This is a genomic window from Microbacterium sp. NPDC091662, assembly GCF_044756705.1.
GTDB lineage: Bacteria > Actinomycetota > Actinomycetes > Actinomycetales > Microbacteriaceae > Microbacterium.
In genome coordinates, this window is record NZ_JBIVTM010000001.1 from 2305406 (window position 1) to 2321140 (window position 15735).

At 65.4% G+C, this 15735-nt stretch carries 18 protein-coding genes; 10 read left to right on the forward strand and 8 right to left on the reverse strand.

Annotated elements, in window-relative coordinates; genetic code table 11:
- The 10 genes from ACIQLD_RS11280 to ACIQLD_RS11325 all read left to right on the forward strand — a co-directional run bounded on the left by ACIQLD_RS11280 (position 1) and on the right by ACIQLD_RS11325 (position 8137).
- Complete coding sequence (locus ACIQLD_RS11280; RefSeq protein WP_402608085.1) at positions 1-456, forward strand: Lrp/AsnC family transcriptional regulator; 456 nt, start codon at positions 1-3, stop codon at positions 454-456.
- Positions 457-722: 266 nt separating this feature from the next.
- Positions 723-1010 (forward strand): helix-turn-helix transcriptional regulator, encoded by a 288-nt coding sequence (locus tag ACIQLD_RS11285; protein ID WP_402608541.1) that lies wholly within the window; start codon positions 723-725, stop codon positions 1008-1010.
- A gap of 25 nt (positions 1011-1035) precedes the next feature.
- On the forward strand, positions 1036-1434 hold the full coding sequence (locus ACIQLD_RS11290) for a helix-turn-helix domain-containing protein (protein WP_402608543.1): 399 nt from the start codon (positions 1036-1038) through the stop codon (positions 1432-1434).
- Between the two features lie 219 nt (positions 1435-1653).
- Positions 1654-3903, forward strand: a complete 2250-nt coding sequence (gene secA2 / locus ACIQLD_RS11295) for an accessory Sec system translocase SecA2 (RefSeq protein ID WP_402608545.1) — start codon at positions 1654-1656, stop codon at positions 3901-3903.
- Between the two features lie 164 nt (positions 3904-4067).
- Positions 4068-4331 carry a hypothetical protein gene (locus tag ACIQLD_RS11300; RefSeq protein ID WP_402608086.1) on the forward strand — a complete coding sequence of 88 codons (264 nt, stop codon included), beginning with the start codon at positions 4068-4070 and terminating at the stop codon, positions 4329-4331.
- Between the two features lie 18 nt (positions 4332-4349).
- A complete protein-coding gene (locus ACIQLD_RS11305; protein ID WP_402608087.1) occupies positions 4350-5213 on the forward strand; it encodes a hypothetical protein in 864 nt (287 codons plus the stop codon).
- 110 nt (positions 5214-5323) lie between these two features.
- Complete coding sequence (locus ACIQLD_RS11310; RefSeq protein ID WP_402608088.1) at positions 5324-6079, forward strand: hypothetical protein; 756 nt, start codon at positions 5324-5326, stop codon at positions 6077-6079.
- Positions 6076-6870: an alpha/beta hydrolase gene (locus ACIQLD_RS11315; RefSeq protein WP_402608089.1), complete on the forward strand. Its 795-nt coding sequence runs from the start codon at positions 6076-6078 to the stop codon at positions 6868-6870. The genes ACIQLD_RS11310 and ACIQLD_RS11315 overlap by 4 nt, the downstream gene beginning before the upstream one ends.
- 257 nt (positions 6871-7127) lie before the next feature.
- Entirely contained in the window at positions 7128-7388 is a 261-nt protein-coding gene (locus ACIQLD_RS11320) for a hypothetical protein (protein WP_402608090.1), read from the forward strand.
- Positions 7385-8137, forward strand: coding sequence for a class I SAM-dependent methyltransferase (locus ACIQLD_RS11325; RefSeq protein ID WP_402608091.1), 753 nt, complete (start codon positions 7385-7387; stop codon positions 8135-8137). Before ACIQLD_RS11320 ends, ACIQLD_RS11325 begins: the two co-directional genes overlap by 4 nt.
- On the opposite strand, the gene ACIQLD_RS11330 is transcribed toward ACIQLD_RS11325, so the two are convergent.
- Genes ACIQLD_RS11330 through ACIQLD_RS11365 form a run of 8 tightly spaced genes read right to left on the reverse strand, consistent with a single transcriptional unit; the run spans position 8123 to position 15726 of the window.
- A complete protein-coding gene (locus tag ACIQLD_RS11330; RefSeq protein WP_402608092.1) occupies positions 8123-8632 on the reverse strand; it encodes a gluconokinase in 510 nt (169 codons plus the stop codon). The two genes, ACIQLD_RS11325 and ACIQLD_RS11330, sit on opposite strands and share 15 nt — an antisense overlap.
- Positions 8629-9867, reverse strand: a complete 1239-nt coding sequence (manD, locus tag ACIQLD_RS11335; protein ID WP_402608093.1) for a D-mannonate dehydratase ManD — start codon at positions 9865-9867, stop codon at positions 8629-8631. The genes ACIQLD_RS11330 and manD overlap by 4 nt, the downstream gene beginning before the upstream one ends.
- Positions 9864-11090 (reverse strand): mannitol dehydrogenase family protein, encoded by a 1227-nt coding sequence (locus ACIQLD_RS11340; RefSeq protein WP_402608094.1) that lies wholly within the window; start codon positions 11088-11090, stop codon positions 9864-9866. Before ACIQLD_RS11340 ends, manD begins: the two co-directional genes overlap by 4 nt.
- A complete protein-coding gene (locus ACIQLD_RS11345) occupies positions 11087-11947 on the reverse strand; it encodes a sugar phosphate isomerase/epimerase family protein (RefSeq protein ID WP_402608095.1) in 861 nt (286 codons plus the stop codon). Before ACIQLD_RS11345 ends, ACIQLD_RS11340 begins: the two co-directional genes overlap by 4 nt.
- Positions 11944-13062: a Gfo/Idh/MocA family protein gene (locus tag ACIQLD_RS11350; RefSeq protein WP_402608096.1), complete on the reverse strand. Its 1119-nt coding sequence runs from the start codon at positions 13060-13062 to the stop codon at positions 11944-11946. Before ACIQLD_RS11350 ends, ACIQLD_RS11345 begins: the two co-directional genes overlap by 4 nt.
- Complete coding sequence (locus ACIQLD_RS11355; protein WP_402608097.1) at positions 13059-13892, reverse strand: sugar phosphate isomerase/epimerase family protein; 834 nt, start codon at positions 13890-13892, stop codon at positions 13059-13061. Before ACIQLD_RS11355 ends, ACIQLD_RS11350 begins: the two co-directional genes overlap by 4 nt.
- The gene (locus ACIQLD_RS11360; protein WP_021199441.1) at positions 13889-14800 is read right to left on the reverse strand and encodes a carbohydrate ABC transporter permease; all 912 of its coding nucleotides are present in this window, start codon (positions 14798-14800) and stop codon (positions 13889-13891) included. Before ACIQLD_RS11360 ends, ACIQLD_RS11355 begins: the two co-directional genes overlap by 4 nt.
- On the reverse strand, positions 14797-15726 hold the full coding sequence (locus ACIQLD_RS11365) for a carbohydrate ABC transporter permease (protein ID WP_402608098.1): 930 nt from the start codon (positions 15724-15726) through the stop codon (positions 14797-14799). Before ACIQLD_RS11365 ends, ACIQLD_RS11360 begins: the two co-directional genes overlap by 4 nt.
- Positions 15727-15735: the final 9 nt, after the last annotated feature.

The following is a 15735-nucleotide window of genomic DNA, read 5'->3' on the forward strand; positions in this document are numbered from 1 at the left end:
ATGGACGCACTTGACCGGGAGATCCTCTCGCTACTGCAGGATGACGGCCGGATGAGCGCGACCCACCTCGCCTCCCAGGTCGGGTTGAGCCTGTCCGCGTGCCATCGCCGACTCAAGGAATTGGAGCAGTCCGGAGCGATCGAGCGATACCGCGCGGTCGTCGCGCCCGCAGCCGTCGGCCTCACATTCGAGGCCATCGTGTTCGTGACGATCGGACGCACCGACAAGGACACGATCGTGGCGTTCGAGGAGGCCGTCGTGGCGATCCCCGCCGTGGTCGAGGCCCAGCGCCTGTTCGGCGACCCCGACTACATGCTGCGCATCCTCACCCGCGACATGAGCGCGTATCAGGAGCTCTACGACAACACGCTCGGCACCCTGCCCGGTGTGCAGCGACTCACCTCGACCATGGTGATGAAGCGGCTCGGTGCGGATCGGGCTGTACCGATCCCCTGAGTGGGGCGCGAAGGCGCCGAGAGTTCTCAGACGAGGCTCAACGGATGCGCTCCACGACGATCCCGCCGAAGATGTCACACGCGCTGATCACAGGCGATCAGATCAATGGATAGGAGCGGACGCTGCGCGGAGCTGCTGCACATGCCAGCTCCCCTACGAGCGTTACTCGGCGATTAGAAAGTGCACTTTCTGGACTTACCTTCCAATGCCTGCTTGGGTGAGAGCCAAGCAGCCTTGGGGGGATGTGAGCAATGCCGTCACGTGTCATGGTTATCGTTGCGAGAGCGCTGAAGGCATATCGCAATTCGGAGAACCTCACACAGGAAGAAGCAGCAGCCATAGTTGGTTGCTCAATTCCGACCTATCGCCAGCTGGAGCTTGGCACTTCTGAGATAGGCCATTTTTCGGACCCGAAACTAAGCACACTCATGCGTGTACTTACGGTCCTGCACCTCGACGGACCCATGCTCCGGGCGCTTGACCAAACGGTCACTTCTAGCTCCGATGATGGAACCGACGGTCATACTCGGGTGAGCGATGTCGACGCCCGATGATGCACGGCTCGGCGGGCAGAGCACGATGGCGACGAGTTCGGCTCGAGATCGACGCGATGAAGCACGTCGAGCAGCCGCACTTGCCGTCATCCAGAAGAGATTCCGTGAGCCTCAGTGCAGTGTCAGTTCGGTCGCCGAGGAGCTTCACCTCTCGGTCCGACAGCTGTACCGGAGTTTTGTCGGCCACGAAAGCCCGTCGGAGATCATCAGCCGTGTCCGCACGTCAGCAGCGATCACGTTGCTCCTCAACGACCGCGGCCTCCCGGCGCCCGAGGTCGCAAGACGGGCAGGATTCGTAGATCCGGGAACGATGCGCGAGCACCTGCGACGCCTTCTCGGGATGGGAAGTCGGGAGATTCGTAGCCAATGCGTCAAGTTGTCCGAACTCACGCGGCGGAGTCCCCCTGCCCAGGTCTCAGAGTGAACTCGCAGCCGCTCGCCGCTCACGCGCGTCCGACCTGGCGACGTCGACGCGGAGACCCCAAATCGGCGTCTAACACTGGCGGGATTGACGCAGCATTTCCGAAGGCTGAGCACAGGCTGAGACGACGACGCACTCCGCGCATAGTCTGGACGCATTCCGCACTGGCGTCAGATGGGAGTGAGGATGCAGGTACCGAACTGGGCGCGGCGTGCATTAAGGATGCCCGGATCGACATCGTTCGTTCTACTAGAGCCCGTTGTCGATCACGTGTTGTCGAATCACGAGAGACGCCGAGGCCTCTCCACTGCCACCCTCGTCGAGATAGCTCGGGGAAAAGCGTCGACTCCCGCTGATCTGTTGTCAGCGGGAGTTCAAGCATCGGAACGCTCTTTGGGCGTGATGCCTTTCAGGCATCAGATTCTCGCAGCGGCAGCGATGCTGGAGGGATGCGCGGTGGAGATGGACACCGGGGAGGGGAAGACCCTTGCCGGCGCCTTGGCGGCCGCGGCCTACGCTCTCCAGGGCCGCTCTGTTCACGTGATTTCCGTCAACGACTACCTTGCACGACGTGATGCTGAATGGATGGGCCCGCTGTACAGGTCGCTAGGACTCACCGTGGCCGCAGTCTCTGAAGCGAGCACGACCGATGAGAGGCGTGCCGCTTACAGATCAGACGTCATTTACGCAAGCGTCAGCGAGATCGGCTACGACATCCTCCGAGACCGGTTCTGCATCGTTGACGAAGACCGCGTTGCCCCAGCGATGGATGTGGCCATCGTCGACGAGGCCGACGCCGTCATGATTGACGAGGCCATCGTTCCCTTGGTGCTCGCAGGTAACGCTCAATCGGAGGTCGCTGAACCCTCAAAGGCCGCACTTCTGGTGCGAAGCCTTACAGAAGGCTCTGACTATGTCGTCGACCAGGATGGATCGACCGTCACGTTCACTGATGGCGCGCTTGACGCGTTGGAGGCGGAGCTCGGCGGCGTGAACCTGTATGCACCTGAGCACATCCCGACACTCACCGGCCTGAACCTCGCACTGCACGCGCAAGTGCTGATGCAACGCGATGTCGACTACGTCATTGAGAATGATGTGCTACGGCTTGTGAACACGACGCGTGGCCGCATTACGGAGGGTCAGCGGTGGCCGGATGGCATGCACTCCGCGGTAGAGGCCAAAGAGGGCCTGGAGACGAGCGGCCCCGGCGTTGTGTTGGACATGATCACGATCCAAGATCTTGTGACGCAGTATCAAACGCTTGCAGGCATGAGCGGGACCGTAGTCCCAGTTGCCGAGGAGCTCCTGGAATTCTATGCGCTCCGCTCCGGGCGCGTGGAACGCCGACTTCCGCAGGCGCGAGTCGATGAACCTGACGTCATCATGAACTCTGAGGCAGGAGTGCTCGATGCGGTCTCCGAGGCCGTTCAGCAGCACCACTCACGAGGTCAGCCAGTTCTGGTGGGCACTCAGAGCATTGCCGAGTCCGAGACACTCGCCAAGCTTCTGACCGAACGAGGTCACGACGTGCGGGTCTTGAATGCGAAGAACGATGCGGCAGAGGCTCTGACGATCGCCCGCGCCGGAGAGCTCGACGCCATCACCATCTCGACTCAAATGTCAGGGCGTGGCACCGACATAGTCCTCGGTGGTGTCGACGGAGGAGGTCGCGGCGACATCACCCGGCGTGGCGGCCTTGTCGTCATCCAAGTCGGGCTCTATCCGTCCCGACGTCTCGACGCCCAGCTCCGCGGGCGTGCAGGCCGTCAAGGCGATCCTGGAACCTCTGTGCGCATTGCAAGCTTGCGGGACGAGCTCATCACAACAACCGCGACGCGCTCCATACGCGCTCAGATCGAGTACCCCGAGCGCCTCACCCGCCGGGCAAAAGAACGCATTCTTGACACCGCCCAGGACATCGCCGAGGCCGTCCGCGCGGACCAGCATCGTGCGACGTGGGGCTACAACCGCGCCATAGCGATGCAACGTTCTGCCGTTCTACGGGAACGCTTTGCTGTCACTCACTCGGACGACTTTCTGTGGACACGATTGCCAGATCTTCCCCTTGACCGCTCCGACGCGGCAAAGAGCAGAGCGCTCCGCGAACTCGCGGCCTTTAGCCTGGACGATCTCTGGTGCGAGCACCTGGCATCGCTGCAAGCGACTCGCGATGGCATCCACCTCCGCGCCCTCGGTGGTCAGGACCCTCTCGACGAGTTCCACCGCATCGCGCTGGTGGAGTTTGAAGAATTCTTCGAGCGGGCGTATGACGAAACTCGGCAGGCGTTGTATTCCACAGGCGAGTTCGATCTCGAAGCCGCCGTCGCGACCATCCGGGCTCGCAGGCCCTCCGCGACGTGGACGTACATGATCACAGACAACCCACTCGGTGACGCCGCATCTCGGGCCGCCGAATCGCTGAGATCGATGTGGATGGACCGGCCTCGCAAAGGGCGTAGCCGGGCGTAGCCCTCGACCAGCGGCCAACTTCGCAATTTCGCCGATCGCTCGCGGCAACGAAATCGGGGAATCCGTGACAAGGAAGTACCAATTCGTTGGGTCGACTCATGTCGCTTCCATAGCATTCGGATAAGCCCCGAAACCGCGGGCTCATTTGTGAAGGGAGCATAACCATGACGAAAGAAATTGCGGAGCGGCTCGAACGGCGCGCAAGTGAGGTGAAGCTCCTCGGTGACGGGTTCCAGCCCATCGCAGAGGGCAACGCATTGGTGATGGGGACCCCCACACTCATCACGCTCACGACCTTTGCGTTGCAGTGGGTGTCAGGATTCACCGCTGGCGGCGCGGATAAACTCGCCAGCGGCATCACGGCGGAGAAGGGTGAGGCACCCTCGCTCGAAGAGTTGATCTCGATGCACGAGGACCGTTCGGCGTGACGCCGGCGTTCGCTGAGAGTGACCGACCTCAGAGCGGAAGCCATCGCCTGGTTGCATGAGCACCGAAGCCAGGCGTCGCTCCACGGCGAATCATCCGGCGAGACATGGGCGGTAGAGGCTGGCACCCACCGGGTGTTGGCCTCTGCGCAGAAGATCTGCGTACTCGCCGCCGTGGCTGAACACGTTGAAACTCACATCGACTTCCTTACCGCGCCCATTCCTTTTATCGACGTACAATCACACTTTCTTGCGGGGACCGATGCAGGAGCTCACGAACGTGCGCTCCTGGCTGACGGCATCTATGCGAGCGGCCCCTCGTCAGGAACACTTAGCGTGAGCAGGCTGCTGGTCTACGCGTTGCACCACAGTTCGAACGCGGCTGTAGATGCCTTGGCAGACGCCGTTGTCAGCCGCACGCCGGACGCAGAGATCGCAACCGAGCTTCCTCCTCGGATGAGCACACAGTTCATCGATGCGTTCCGGGGCGTGGACGGCAAGTGGCGACACCTCAACCAACCGGTGACACCGGCGGGTGCGGCGGCCGGGTGGAACACTCATACCGCCCCAGTCACCACACTCACGTCTGCCGCACAGTTCGTGGCTCGCCACAAAGACCACGAACGGCTGTTCAAGTACCTACCGCGCATCCCTGTCTATGGCGCCACTGAGGTCATCGGGAAACTCGGTGAATTACCTGGGCACAGGGCAGGTGCTCTCGTGCGGCGAGACGCTGATGGCGACCTCATCGTGGGCTCATACGCGTTCTCGAACCTACCTTTGCGCCCGCAAGAGCTGGCACTCGCAGACGCGGTCGAGTATGTGCTCCGCGCAGCCGCCATGCGGACGATCACCGTGCCCTTCGCTACGTATCTGCCCAAATGAACGGACCCCCGATGTGCCGCATCAGCTCTCGACAATCCTCTCGGCTGGATTCCACGCGCACCTTACGCGCGTCAGACCGGCTCGGCCAAGTCACCGTTATCGTAGGCGCGTTGGAGGAGCTGGCGCCGGGGCACATCGATGCGAAATCCGAGCTGTTCCAGTGGCGCCTTGCACGCCTGATTGCTCCGAAACTACTGCGCGGCCGCGTCGGCGCGCTTCTATTCTCCTCTCAGGCAGAGCGCACCATCAGCGCTACGAAACTCGCCTCAGGGGTTGTGCTTCTGCTCGCTGATCCGAAGTCGGTGATCGGTCGGACAACTCGTGTCATGCAGTTGGCAGCGCACATCTATCAGCACACTCGGACTGCCGGGCTCGGACGGGATGGCTCGGACCACGCTCTCGTCGTGCAGGACGCCGCACAGTTGATCGCGGCATTCGCAGCGCCCAGTAGCAGGACGGAGAAGTTGGCAGTGGAATTCCTCGGCGCTCAGGCCCTGTTGTCGTACTTCGCATCTGGGTACGTGAAAGCGATCTCCCCGGTATGGCGGGCAGGAGAAGCGATGAGTGGGGTCATGCGCACTTCTTCGTACGGCGAGGGCCGTGTCTATCGGTTCTTCCGCGCCTACCCGGCCTTCGAGAGGGCCGCCGCATGGGGCGTCATCGTCGGAGAGACGGCCGTCCCGTTGCAACTGCTCCTGCCGAAGTGGGTCAGGGGAATCTGGCATCTCGGCCTGCTGGCTATGCATGGAAGCATTGCCCGGTTCATGGGGCTGAACCGTTTCTTCTGGAGCTTCGCTGCGATGCAGCCTCCGATGGCGTACGTCGTCGAACGCATGAGCCAAAAGATGAGGGGAGTGCGCCGATGACAGTACCACCGGTACTGCTCCTCTTCGAGAGCGGAGCCATTTCAGGGCCATACTCCTGGACTTGGGTGGAGCGCCGACTTCCCAACGATGTTGCTGTCGTCAACAGAGACCGTGGCGCACCTTCGCTGTTCGATGCCGCGTACCGCCGAATGGACTATCGCAGCGTATTGGAACGGCTTCGGCCACACCTGCTGGACGGAGTCCCTGTGGTGGCCATCGGGCACTCCATCGGTGGCCTGCTTGTCCGCGCACACGCGAACGCGCTCGGCTCACGGGTTGTGGGCATGGTGCTAGTCGATCCGTCGCCACCATCTCAATTCGCGCCCGGCGTCGACCAGGACTTCCAGTACCTACGCCTCAATCAATCGCTGGCCGTTCGTACCGTGCGCGCCGTGTTCGGCCAGGCTCCCACGGCCGCCGAGACCGCGGACTTTTCGAATCTAAGTGCGGCAGCGCGGACACGGGCTGTCGAGATGATGACGCCCCCACGGTATTGGATGAACGCCTACCGCGAGTCGAGGAGCGCTGGCTCCCAGTGGCTGGGGTCGGCATTGTTCCCTGATGTCGAGCAACGACCTGTTGCGGTGGTATCTAGCGATGTGTCCGCACACGAGCACTCGCTACAAAACACATTCGAGGAGAGAATTCTGCATGGCAGCTCGAAGAGTCAGCGATTCAGAGTCGAAGGCGCCTCGCATGCCACTGTCCTCTTCGATGAACAGTATTCCCGGGCAGTGAACGAAGCTATCGACTGGGTACTCACGCAGGTCGTCGAACGGCGAATCGCATGACGCGACCATCGATTGGCGAACTCTCTGTGGCGACCGCGCTCGGAGGGTGGCTCGTCCTGTCGGCCATGCACCAGATGAAGCAGTTTCGGCGAGTCACGTCAAGATTCGACAAGTACGGAGCATGGCTCCCGCTATGGACCTTTTTCGGCCCTATTCCGGGCACCTTGGACGCGGAGCTCGTCGTCCGTGTCACAGCTTCGGCAGGGCCCAGTAGCTGGCGGCACGTTGCGATGTACGAACCGCGGAGATGGACTCACATGCTGTATCACCCGAACCGCCGACTTGAGAAGGTCATGCTTGATGCCATTGGCGACATCAAACGGCAGTTGGGTGAGCACGACTCTCCAGAAAAGGTCACCGGATCCTTCGCCTACGCCGTACTACTCAACATTGCTACGGCGCACGGCAGACAGCCAGGTGTCACACACATCCAATTCATGGTCGTCAACAGCAGCGGCACCGACGACAACCATCACAGTCTGGTTCCCCTCTTCGCATCGGCGGTGCATCCCGTATGACTCCTGAGATTTCAGAGAACGAAAGCCTTTACGGCGACGCGGTCAGTTCCTACTATGACCTTCTCTATCCGCCTGCAGATATCCCAGAGATGGTGAAGTTCGTATCTGAGCTACGGTCCCCCGCCGCCAGCGTCCTGGACTTCGGCGTCGGAACAGGCCGGACCGCTCTTCCGCTTGCGCTCGCGGGCTACGAGGTCGTCGGTGTGGACATCTCTGAAGCGATGCTCACCGAGTTACGCGCGAAGGACGTCGAAGATCGCATCACACTTGTTCGTGGAGACTTCACGGAAGTGTCAGGAACCAACCAGTTCGACTTGGTCGTGTGCCTGAACAACACGCTTCCCATGGTGCTCGACGATCAGCGGCGGCAGCGGGTGTTCCTGAACGCCGCCGCCAACCTCAAGCCCGGCGGACACCTGTTGTTAGAGACTGCCTCCCCATATCCGTACCTTCGCGGCGAACGACGCCGATACCAGTTCGCTCCGGTGGGTCGGGGAGACAAGATCCTCATGGACATCGTCAATGTCGATGCCATCGCGATGCGGTTGCTTCTTGTTCGCTCGATGGTGATGCCCGGGGGCACGATGACTTTCGCCGAACAGAACCACCTACTCACACCTATTGAACTCGACATCATGGCAAGGGCTGCCGGTTTCGCACCTGCGGGACGGTACTCCACGTGGACGAAGGATGCGGTGACCGACTCATCAGTCATGCTGGTGTCCGCCTACCGGCTACCGGAGAAATAGCTCGTTCGTGCTCCGGCAGATGCGTTCCACGAGCTCTTCGGGCGCGGCATCCACCGTCACCGTGAGCCCCTGCTCGTCCGCCCCGAGCGGCTCCAGCGTCTGCAGCTGCGACGCCAGCAGCGCCGGCGGCATGAAATGGTCGCGGCGAGCGGTCGCCTGCGCGGCGACCCGCTCGATCGGCGCGTCGAGATGCACGAAGACGGCCGCCGGGGCCGAGGCTCGCAGCCGATCACGGTAGCTGCGCTTCAACGCCGAGCACGCGATGACGACCGCCGGGTCCGCGGCGAGCGCCGCCCCCACCCGGTCGAGCCACGGCCATCGGTCGTCGTCGTCGAGTGGGGTTCCGGCTGCCATCTTCGCGATGTTCGCCGGTCCGTGCAGATCATCCGCATCGATGAACGCGACACCCATCCGGCGTGCGAGTTCCCGACCCACCGTGGTCTTGCCCACCCCGGACACCCCCATGACGACGATCGGCCGACGCGCGGTGGTCACCAGTCGTGCACCGTTCCGTCCGCCAGCCGGTTGTACGGCAGATAGGCCCGCTCGTACGGGTACTTGCCGGCCTCGTCGACGTCGAGCTCGACGCCCAGGCCCGGCTTGTCGCCGGGGTGCAGCAGTCCTTCGCGCCAGGTGAAGGACTGCTGGAACACCTGGTCGGTGCGTGAGCCATGCTGCATGTACTCCTGGATGCCGAAGTTGTGGATGGCGAGACCGAGGTGCATCGCCGCCGCCATGCCGACCGGCGAGATGTCGGTGGGCCCGTGCATGCCCGACTTGATCTGGTACATCGCCGCGTAGTCGAGCGTCTTCTTCAGCGGGCTGATGCCGCCCATGTGGGTGACCGCGCCGCGGACGTAGTCGATGAGCTGATCGCGGATGATGTCCTTGAAGTCCCAGACGGTGTTGAAGATCTCGCCGATCGCAAGAGGCGTGGTCGTGTGCTGGCGCACCAGCCGCAGCGCCTCCTGGTTCTCGGCGGGGGTGCAGTCCTCGAGCCAGAAGAGGTCGTACGGTTCGAGTGCCTTGCCGAGCTTCGCCGCCTGGATGGGCGTCATCCGGTGGTGTCCGTCGTGCAGCAGGGGGATGTCGGGGCCGAACTCGTTGCGCACCGCCTCGAACACCCCCGGCAGGTGGTGCAGATAGGCGCGGGTGTCCCAGTCCTCCTCGACCGGCTTCGCACCTCGGCGGGCCGGTTCGTGGTCATAGCGGGCTTCTCCTCCCCCGGCGTCTCGGGCCTGCGAGGCGATGCCGTAGATGGCCTTGAGGCCGGGGACGCCCGTCTGGATGCGGATCGCCCGATACCCCTGATCGAGGTGCGCGCGCACGGAATCGAAGAGCTCGGGCAGCTCCTTGCCCGAGGCATGACCGTAGGCGAGCAGGCCGGTGCGCGATGCGCCGCCCAGCAGCTGGTAGACGGGCATCCCCGCCTTCTTGCCTTTGATGTCCCACAGCGCCATGTCGACCGCAGCGACCGCAGCCATCGTGACGGGGCCGCGCCGCCAGTACGCGCTCCGGTAGAGGAACTGCCAGGTGTCTTCGATGCGGTCCTCGTCGGCGCCGATCAGCAGCGGGACGACGTGCTCGGTGAGGTACGCGACGACCGCGAGCTCACGCCCGTTGAGGGTCGCGTCGCCGAGGCCCGAGATGCCGTCGGCCGTCGTGAGCTTGAGGGTGACGAAGTTCCGGTCGGGGCTGGTGACGATGACCTCAGCCTTGTCGATGCTCATGCGAGGGTCCCTTCGGGAGTCAGGTGGTCGATGACGGTGCGCGTGCGGTCGGTCTCGGGCAGGGCCGAGATGGTGCGGGCGACCGCGACCGTCGCCTCGTCGGTCGGGTCGAGTTCGAGGAGCGAGCGGATCCAGGTCTCCAGGGCGTGCACCTGTGCTCCGTCGACGGCGAGGCCGTCCTCACGCCGCCGGCGCACGGGAGCCACGAGCCGCAGCGCCACCTTGATCGGGCTGTCGCGGCGGATCTGGTCGAGCCGATGGGCGATGCGCGGGTTCGCGAAGCGGATGCGCAAGTCTTCGAGCCAGGCGTCGAGCTCTGCGGCGGGCAGATCGACCGCCGTGCGCTGGGCTGCCCACAGCGCCTCGGTGTCGCCACGGAGGTCGCGGTCGTCGAACGCCTCGGCGATCGTCTCGTATCCTCGCAGCCGACCGGCGGCCGCGAGGAAGCTGTGTCCGGCGTTGAGCAGGTAGAGCTTGCGCTCCTCGTACGGCCCGACATCGTCCACGATTCGTGCTCCGCCCTGCGCCCAGTCGGGGGCACCACCCGGGAACCCACCCGCGAGGATCCATTCCGTGAACGGCTCGGTCACCACGGCGGAGGGGTCGTCGACGCCGGTGAGCTTCCGCACGGCGTCGATGTCGGCCGCCGTGACGGCCGGGGTGATCCGGTCGACCACGGTGTCGACGAACGACGCGATGTCCGCGATGCGCCCGGCTTCGGCACCGGCGGCGTTGCGCACCGCGTCGCGCAGCACCCGGCCGTTCCCCGGCAGGTTGTCGCAGCTCACGACCGCGATGGGACCGGCACCGGCATCCGCCCGAGCGACGAGGCCGTCGGCGATGCGCCCGGGCACCCCGGAACCGGCGGAGTATCCCGCCTCGGTGACGGTGACGGTCAGCACGGCGACCTGCGGATCGGCGAGCACGTCGAGCCAGGCACGCTCATCCGATCCGGGAACCGCGCGCACGATCGACTGCACGGTCGTTGCCCGATCCCCCTCGGCCGAACGCTCCAGCACCGTGTACACGCCGTCGTTCCGTGACAGCAGCTCCGCGGCCTCGGGGGTGCGTCCGGTGAAGGCGGCGATGCCCCAGCCGTCGTCCGCGCCTGCGCGGTCGTTCGCCTGCTGGGTATACCAGGCCTGATGGGCGCGGTGAAAGGCTCCCAGGCCCAGATGAGCGGCACGGAGCGGGGGATGCTGCGTGCGCGCCGGCCCGGTCACGATCCGAGGCCCGCGGCGCCGGCAGACGCGCGGAGGAAGGCGAGGTCGTCGATAAGTCGCTCTTCCAGCGGAGCCTCCGTCGAGAAGTCCTCCAGCGTCACCCAGCCGTCGTACCCGACCTCGGCGAGCGCGCGGAAGTAGTCCGGCACACTGGCGATGCCCTCGCGCAGTGGCGCCCACACCGACTCCCAGCGCACATCTCCATCGAGCCCGGTCTGCCCGGTGCGCTGCCAGACCGCGTTCTTCACGTGCACGTGAGCGAGGTACTCACCCAGAAGCTGCAGGCCGGCGCGAGTGTCCTCCTGCCCTTCGATCACGAGGTTGCCGAGGTCGTGGATCACGCCGATGGTGCGCGGATCGATACCGTCGACCAGGCGGAGAGCGGCAGAAGCCGATGACGAGATCGTCTGATGGTGCAGCTCGACGAGCACCTTCACGCCGAGTTCCCCCGCCTCGTCCGCTGCCCACTCCAGGTCGTCCCTGGTCTGCGCGAACACCGTGCGATAGTCCTCGGCGTCGTTGAAGGGGATGCGCACGCGCACCTGACGCGCACCGAGGTCTGCCGTCGCCCGGAGCGTGCGCAGCACGTCGTCCCGGTCGGGTGCGAGCGCGTAGCCGCCGATGCCGCTGAACTCCAGCCCGGCCTCGCGAGTGATGCGGGCGATCTCGGAGACCGCCCCCTCGAGCCCGGTGAGCGGCCAGGTCGCGCGGTTCCCGGCCCAGAATCCGGGCGGGTCCGCCTCGTCCTGGTCGGTGATGCGCCACTCGACGCCGTCGTAGCCGATCGCGGCGATGCGGCGGGCCGCCTCCGCGGGCTCCCAGTCGGGGGTCGCCGCGGTGAACACCGAGAACTTCATGCGATGCCTCCTGTCCGCACGTTCGTGTCGTCGACGGTGCCGTCGATCAGGTCGGCGATGCGCACCGGGGAGCCGGTGGTCGCCGAGACGTAGATGCCGCGCACGACGGCGAGCGCGCGCAGCGCCTCGGGCACCCCGACGCGGGAGGCCCGCCCGTCGCGGATGCTCTCGACGATGTCTGCATACTGACGGGCGTGTCCCTCGGCGAACGCCTGCGGATTCCGGTCGTCGCCGAGTCGATGCCCCTCCGGCACCCAGTCGGCACTGCGGTCGGTCGGCTCGCCGTCGAGCCACAGCCGGGCGAGTTGGTCGTTCTCGATGATGCCGGTCCCCTGCGCACCGTGCACGGCCAGCCGCACCGGCTGCTCGGGGAAGGCCGCGGTCGTGGCGTGCAGCACGGCGAGCGCCCCCGATTCGAAGCGCACCGTGGCCACGGCGACGTCTTCGACCTCGACCCGCTCGTGCGCGAGCAGCGCGGTGTGGGCGAACACCTCGACCGGCATGCCGAGGAACCACAGCAGCAGATCGACGGTGTGCACGCCCTGGTTCATGACGGCCCCTCCGCCGTCGAGCTCCCAGGTGCCTCGCCAGGCGCCCGAGTCGTAGTACTCCTGCGAGCGCCACCAGGGCACCGAGGCGACCGCGCTCGTGATCCGCCCCAGGCGTCCCGAGTGGGCGGCGTCGGCGACGGCCACCGCACCGGGGTCGAAGCGATGCTGGCTGATCACCGAGATCCGGATGCCGCGCGTCTCCGCCTCCCTGGCGATCTCCGCCAGGCGACGACCGCGCTCCATCGACACGTCGAGGGGCTTCTCCAGCACCACGTGCATCCCACGCGCGACCGCCCGTTCGGCGAGCTCGACATGCGAGCCGCTCGGAGTGCAGATCACGACCACAGCGACGTCATCGGGGATCGATGCGATCTCGGTGTGGGCCGACGGTCGCGCGCCGCCCAGCTCGTCGACGACGAGGGCGGCCAGCCGTGCGGTCGCCGCCGGCACCTCATCGACGACGGCGACGATGCGCAGGCCGGGAGTGCTCGCGATCGCTCGGGCATGATTGACGCCGATGATGCCGCATCCGACGATGGCGACGTCGAGGATTGCGTCGGTCATGAGAGGGTCACTCCGATCTCGTCCGTGAGGGTACGCAGGGCCCGGCCGGCGCGGCCGAAGGCCGCAGGTCCCGAGAACCCGCCGAGGGCGTTGACGTCGGCGAGGTGCGGTTCGAGCGAGGCGAACCCCGCATAGCCGTCGTCGCGCAGGGCGGTGAGGGTCTCGCGCAGCTCGCCGTCGCCCTCGCCCACCGGGACCACCTCGCCGGTCGCGGCGAGCGCATCCTTCAGCTGCAGATACTCGAGGTGCGGTCGCAGCATGGCGTAGCCGTCGGTGAACGGACGGACGCCGACCTGCACGAAGTTGGCGTTGTCCCAGGCGATGCGCAGCCGGTCCGATCCGACCGACTCGATCACGTCGAGCACGCGCGCGGGGATGTCGCCGTAGATGTCCTTCTCGTTCTCGTGCACGAGGGTGACCCCGGCCGCCTCGGCGGTGCGAGCGAGCGCCGCCATGCGCACGAGCACGTCGTCGCGGATGTCTTCGGCCGAGAGGTTCTCGTCGCGGAAGAACGAGAAGATGCGGATATACGGGGTCTCCAGAACGTCGGCCGCACGGATCGCCCGCTGCAGTCGACCGACCTCGTGCTCCACCGGCAAGGACACATCGACCTTGCCGATCGGCGAGGCGACCGCCGAGACCGCCATGCCGCGTTCGCGCACGACGGCCGAGAGCTGCGTGAGCTGAGACTCATCGAGATCGACGATGTTCACCCCCCAGGCGCTGCGCACCTCGATGTGCTGCGCGCCGAGCGCCTGGAGCACGGCGATCTGCACGGCCGGATCGGGATCGATCTCGTCACCGAATCCTGAGAGCTTCCACGGGGTCATTTCACTCCTCCTGCGGTGAGACCGCCTACGAGATAACGCTGGAACACGAGATACAGCACGACGACGGGGATGGCGCAGATGAGCGAGGCCGCCATCATCTGTCCGTACAGCGGCACCGCCCCCGTCTCCTGCGTCGCGCCGAAGATCTGCAGGGCCACCGCGGCGGTCCGGCTGTCGCGGTTGGTCATGACCGAGGCGAACAGCACGTCGTTCCAGCCCTGCAGGAAAGCGAAGATCGCGGAGACCACGATCCCGGGCCAGCTCAGCGGCAGCACGATGCGGGTGAGGACGCGGAAGTTGGAGGCGCCGTCGATGCGGGCGGCCTCTTCGAGTTCGCGCGGCAGCCCGCGGATGTACGTCACCATCACCCAGGTCGAGAACGGCAGCGCGAAGGTGAGGTAGGTGACGAACACCGACCAGTGCGTGCCGATCGTGGGGATGCGCAGCACCGACGACAGCGTCGAGAACATCACGAACACCGGCAGCAGCATGAGGGTTCCGGGAACCGACTGCAGGCCGAGCAGACCCCGAAGGATCGTGACGCGTCCGATGAAGGTGAACCGCACCAGCACCCACGCCATCGACACGGCCACCGCCGCGCAGACCACCGCGACCGCTCCGCAGATCAGCAGGCTGTTGGCCAGACCTCCGGCGAGATCGACACTGCGCCAGACCTTGATGTAGTTGTCGAGGCGCAGCTCGGTCGGCCAGTACGCACCGCCGGCGACCGCGACGTCGGCGTTGATCGAGGCGAACAGCATGTACGAGACCGGCCCGAAGACCAGCAGGCACAGGACGACGTTCGCGGCCACGAGAAGCGGACGCGGCAGCAGGCGATCGACCTGGCTGTGACCGCCCGGGCGGCTTCGGCGCGGGTTGACCTGTGCGATCGTGGTGGTGACGCTCATCGCTTCGCGTCCTCTCCGGTGTCGAGGCGCACAGCGCGCAGGTAGACGAACAGGGGGATCGCGACGATTGCGAGAGAGGCGACCGCCATCGCCGCCGAGAGACCGAACCGGAAGCTCTGGAACGCCGTGACGTAGGTGAGGACCGGCAGGACCTCGACGTCGACGGGAGCCGGGATCCCGAAGAGCACGAACGGCATCGTGAAGGCGTTGATGCTGTGCAGGAACGTGAGGATGAAGGCCAGCAGGATCGATCCGCGCAGATACGGCAGGATCACCTTGCGCAGCTTGATCCCCCACCCGGCGCCGTCGAGCGCCGCTGCCTCGTGCACCTCCGCGTCCACCGCCTGGAGACCGGCGAGGGTCAGCAGGTACACGAACGGCCAGCTCACCCAGAGCTGCGTGATCACCAGGGTCCAGTAGCTCTGCGGTCCGTTCAGCCACAGTCCCGGATCGACACCGAAGACGCCGAAGGTCTCGTCCACCACTCCCTCGGGCTGGAACATCGCCCGGAAGACCGTCGCCACGACGAACGCGGGGAGGATGTACGGGATCAGGTACACCGAGCGCACCAGCCCGCGGCCACGGAACGCGTTCTGCGTGGCCAGGGCCGCCGTGACGCCGAGGGGAATCGCCGCCACCGACACGATCAGCGCGTAGCTCACGCTCAACCAGATGCCGCGCAGCAGCGGAGAGGTGGAGAACGCCTCGACGAAGTTGCCGAGGCCCACGAACGGCGCCTGCAGCCACTGCCTGATCGTGTACTGGTCGAGATCGAGCATCGAGATCCAGAAGGCCAGCAGCAGCGGCACCAGGATCAGCAGTGTCATCAGCACCCCGCCGGGGAGCAGCATCCACAGCGGGCGGGGCCGCTCGCTCGGCGGGGTGTCGTCGGTGCGTGTCCGACGCGTATCGGTGGCGATCGCCATGTGCGGGTC

Bases quoted from the DNA above. Each gene is read 5' to 3' on its own strand.
- ACIQLD_RS11365 (WP_402608098.1), bottom strand. From the start codon at position 15,726: ATGGCGATCGCCACCGATACGCGTCGGACACGCACCGACGACACCCCG.
- secA2 (WP_402608545.1), top strand. From the start codon at position 1,654: ATGCCCGGATCGACATCGTTCGTTCTACTAGAGCCCGTTGTCGATCAC.
- ACIQLD_RS11325 (WP_402608091.1), top strand. From the start codon at position 7,385: ATGACTCCTGAGATTTCAGAGAACGAAAGCCTTTACGGCGACGCGGTC.
- ACIQLD_RS11360 (WP_021199441.1), bottom strand. From the start codon at position 14,800: ATGAGCGTCACCACCACGATCGCACAGGTCAACCCGCGCCGAAGCCGC.
- ACIQLD_RS11315 (WP_402608089.1), top strand. From the start codon at position 6,076: ATGACAGTACCACCGGTACTGCTCCTCTTCGAGAGCGGAGCCATTTCA.
- ACIQLD_RS11350 (WP_402608096.1), bottom strand. From the start codon at position 13,062: ATGACCGACGCAATCCTCGACGTCGCCATCGTCGGATGCGGCATCATC.
- ACIQLD_RS11355 (WP_402608097.1), bottom strand. From the start codon at position 13,892: ATGACCCCGTGGAAGCTCTCAGGATTCGGTGACGAGATCGATCCCGAT.
- ACIQLD_RS11300 (WP_402608086.1), top strand. From the start codon at position 4,068: ATGACGAAAGAAATTGCGGAGCGGCTCGAACGGCGCGCAAGTGAGGTG.
- manD (WP_402608093.1), bottom strand. From the start codon at position 9,867: ATGAGCATCGACAAGGCTGAGGTCATCGTCACCAGCCCCGACCGGAAC.
- ACIQLD_RS11280 (WP_402608085.1), top strand. From the start codon at position 1: ATGGACGCACTTGACCGGGAGATCCTCTCGCTACTGCAGGATGACGGC.
- ACIQLD_RS11320 (WP_402608090.1), top strand. From the start codon at position 7,128: ATGCTGTATCACCCGAACCGCCGACTTGAGAAGGTCATGCTTGATGCC.
- ACIQLD_RS11290 (WP_402608543.1), top strand. From the start codon at position 1,036: ATGGCGACGAGTTCGGCTCGAGATCGACGCGATGAAGCACGTCGAGCA.
- ACIQLD_RS11345 (WP_402608095.1), bottom strand. From the start codon at position 11,947: ATGAAGTTCTCGGTGTTCACCGCGGCGACCCCCGACTGGGAGCCCGCG.
- ACIQLD_RS11285 (WP_402608541.1), top strand. From the start codon at position 723: ATGGTTATCGTTGCGAGAGCGCTGAAGGCATATCGCAATTCGGAGAAC.